The 3,668-nt window shown below is 39.0% G+C and carries 4 protein-coding genes; all 4 read left to right on the plus strand.

Annotated features, from left to right (window positions below; genetic code table 11):
- Positions 1–294 precede the first annotated feature (294 nt).
- Positions 295–1,560, plus strand: coding sequence for an efflux RND transporter periplasmic adaptor subunit (locus ACEW8U_RS05480; protein WP_373521032.1), 1,266 nt, complete (start codon positions 295–297; stop codon positions 1,558–1,560).
- A 184-nt stretch (positions 1,561–1,744) separates the two neighbouring features.
- On the plus strand, positions 1,745–2,098 hold the full coding sequence (locus ACEW8U_RS05485; protein WP_373521033.1) for a four helix bundle protein: 354 nt from the start codon (positions 1,745–1,747) through the stop codon (positions 2,096–2,098).
- A 139-nt stretch (positions 2,099–2,237) separates the two neighbouring features.
- Positions 2,238–2,936 carry an ABC transporter ATP-binding protein gene (locus ACEW8U_RS05490; RefSeq protein WP_373521034.1) on the plus strand — a complete coding sequence of 233 codons (699 nt, stop codon included), beginning with the start codon at positions 2,238–2,240 and terminating at the stop codon, positions 2,934–2,936.
- A 324-nt stretch (positions 2,937–3,260) separates the two neighbouring features.
- Positions 3,261–3,668, plus strand: a 408-nt coding sequence (locus ACEW8U_RS05495) for an ABC transporter permease (protein ID WP_373521035.1), incomplete at its 3' end; no start/stop codon positions are given.

Below are 3,668 nucleotides of genomic sequence, written 5' to 3' on the forward strand. Positions count from 1 at the left end.
TCCTTCATCCTTTATCCTTCATCCTTTCTCTTTTTTTTCAAACCTTGTACCGAAATGATACAAACGGACAATGTTTTTTCAAAATCGGGCATTGGATTAAAATTACGCTATTTTTTCATTTTCAATACAAAATAAATATCAGGGGCCATTGAGCTATAATCAGTATTTTTTGGTCGCTGGCGGACAATTTTGTTCGATAAAAAAACGACTCTAACTGCCAAGATGCCTTTTTTGGGTTTTTTTGACGGTTTTGTTCGTGGCATATTAATTGGCAATAACAGCTCAATCGAATAAATGGAAATTACCGCAATGGATAGAAAGATTGAAAAAAAGACTTGGACCCCAAAGTTTATTGCAATGGTTGCAGGAGGTACCTTATTGGTAGGATTTATTTTGTACCAATTGGTATTTGCTGACTCCAGATCGTCCATGAATGTCAATATGGAACGCATCACCATCGCTACGGTCAAAGAGGGTGAGTTCACAGATTATATTCCTGTCAGTGGCAATATAGAACCTGGAGAAGTTTTCTTCCTCGATGCTTTGGAAGGTGGTAATATTCAAAGAATAGTCCGGGAATCAGGGGCTTTTGTCAATGCTGGGGATACCATTTTGATGTTGTCCAATTCTAAGTTGCAATTAGAAGTAATGGAAAGAGAGTCGGGATTGTATTTCCAGATCAACAACCTAAGACAAGTCCGCCTTCAATTGGATCAAAATGACCTCAGTCAACAAGGTCAACTTGCAGAGATTGATTATCAAATCAGTCTATTGAAGCCCCAATATGAAAGATTTAAGGAACTCCATGAAAAGAAGCTGGTTTCGGACAGAGAATTTGAGGAAGTCAAAGAACAATATGAATACAATGTCAAACGAAGAAAATTGACTTATACGGCATACCGGAATGATTCTATCTCCCGTGTTGCACAGAAACGTCAGCTGCAGGACTCTGAAAGCAGGATGAATCAATCCCTTGATGGAGTAGGTCATATCCTTGATAACCTAGCCGTAAAGGCACCTATCACGGGACAACTTTCTACACAACAAATCGAAGTTGGACAATCCATCAGTGCGGGTGAGCGATATGGCCAAATTGATATCTTGGACAAATTTAAAGTTAGGGTTCCCATTGACGAATTGTATTTACCAAGAATTTATACAGGTTTGAAAGGATCATTTTCATTTTCAGGTGGCAATTATGAACTTGAAATAGGCAAGATTTATCCCAATGTGAATGCGGGAAGGTTTGAGGTCGATATGTTCTTTACCGATGAAGTTCCGACAGGAATCCGCCGGGGACAAACTGTGAGAATCAGGTTGGAATTGGGTGAAAGCAATTTAGCCTTATTGTTGCCGACTGGCGGCTTTTACAAGGATACCGGAGGCAATTGGGTATTTGTAGTAGATCAACAGACTGGCAAAGCAGAAAAAAGAAACATCCGCCTAGGCCGTAAAAACCCCGAATTCTACGAAGTGATCGAAGGCTTACAATCCGGAGAGAAGGTAATCGTTAGTGGTTATGAGAATTTTGGGAAGAATGAGGTGTTGAATTTGAAATAGGTTGGAAGTGGGGAGTAGGAAGTGAAAAAAGACAGAAGACAGAAGACGGAAGACGGGAGATGGGATAGATTCGGAAAATTCGAATAGTTTAAATTAGTCGATTAAGTTGGTGTAGTTTTTATTTTCATCGAATGGGATTTAGTAATTTGGTTTAAAAAAATTCAAAATCTAAACCAATGAAATCATGAAATTTAAATTTGAAAAACTAACTATCTGGCAAAATGCAATGGAATTTGGAGAAAACATTCCTCATTTGGTTTTGAAATTCCCGAACTATGAAATGTTTGGATTGTCTTCCCAATCAAGAAAAGCATCGGATTCAATTGCCTTAAATATTGCTGAAGGCTCTATTGATCAGTCAAACCTTGAACAAAAAAGATTTATGTCTTATTCTATTAGATCTTTGGCCGAAGTAGTTACTTGTTTGCATAAAGCCAAAAGGAGGAATTACATAACTGAAGAAGAATTTCGATTAAGATATGAAGAAGCCTTCAATCTTATGAATATGATGGTAAGTTTTAAAAGAAACATAAAATGAAATTTAAATCAATTGTCCATAAAAATTAAAAAGAATGGGACTTAAGTGCTGGAAAACTTTGAAGTTTAGATATAGCCAAACTTCCGTCTTCCGTCTTCTGTCTTCCGTCTAATAAATTAAATATAACTACCTCAATCACATGCAAAACATCATCAAAACCGTCAATCTCAAAAAACTCTACACCACTGAGGAAGTAGAGACCACTGCCTTGGATGATATCAATATTGAAATCAAGAAAGGGGAATTTGTAGCCATTATGGGCCCATCGGGCTGCGGCAAGTCTACATTGCTCAATATCATCGGGCTATTGGACAATCCTGATGCAGGTGAATACCATTTTATTGAAAATGAAGTGGCCAAATTCTCTGAAAGACAAAGATCCCAACTTAGAAAAGGAAACATTGGATTTGTATTCCAAAGCTTTAACCTGATCGATGAACTTACAGTATTTGAAAATGTTGAACTTCCCTTGCTTTACTTAAAGACTCCCTCTGATGAAAGGAAAAGAAGGGTAGAGGAGGTATTGACCCGAATGGGGATCATGCACAGGAAAGACCACTTTCCACAGCAGCTTTCAGGTGGTCAGCAGCAAAGGGTAGCCATAGCCCGTGCTATTATAGCCAAGCCTTCTGTGATACTCGCCGATGAACCTACCGGTAACCTTGATTCTGCCAACGGGGAAGAAGTGATGAGACTTTTGGAAGAACTTAATAATGAAGGAACAACCATCGTGATGGTAACCCACTCTCCCCACGATGCCAACTATGCCCACCGTATCATCAACTTATTTGATGGTAAAGTGGTGACTGAGAATATCAGGGAGCAGTTCCATGTTTAGTTTTAAGATTCAAGAACCAAGACACAAGAACCAAGACTTGGGGAAGCAGAAAATATTAGGGTCAGTTTTATCAAATTGGCTGTAAAGAATAAATGATAGAAGAAAGGGAGGGATTTTCAAAACTTTGGAAATCTCTCTCAAGCTTTGGCTTTATTGACGTGCCTAGGTTCTGAAATCATCTTATTTTATGATTTACCAAAACCAATAAATGGTGAGAAGAATAGGAACAATTCCAGACACAAAACCCCCCACTTCCAACTTCCAACTTCCAACTTCCAACTTCCACTTCCCAACTTCCCACTCCTAACTCCCCAACTTCCCACCATGTTCCTCAACTACCTCAAAATCGCCGTTAGAAGTTTCCGTAAGCACAGAATGACCTTCGGGATCAATCTTCTGGGAATTACTTTGGGGCTCACTACTGTGATATTGATCATGATGTGGGTAAAGGATGAATTGGGTATCAACAGATATCATGTACTAGGAGATAGGATATATGCTGTATTCACCAATCATGACAACTCCACAGGTATTGTAACCATTGGAATCACACCTGCTGAAATGGCAGCAGCCATGAGGACAGAACTTTCCCAAGTCGAAATGGCGGCAGCTTACTCTCCATTTATAGAAGGTGTTTCATTTGATAACGGAGGAGAATTACAAGTTGCTGATGGTTTGTTTGTAGACCAGGAATACTTGGATATGTTCAGTATAGCGTTTTTGCAAGGGGAC

The organism is Aquiflexum sp., assembly GCF_041751335.1.
Classification (GTDB): domain Bacteria; phylum Bacteroidota; class Bacteroidia; order Cytophagales; family Cyclobacteriaceae; genus Aquiflexum.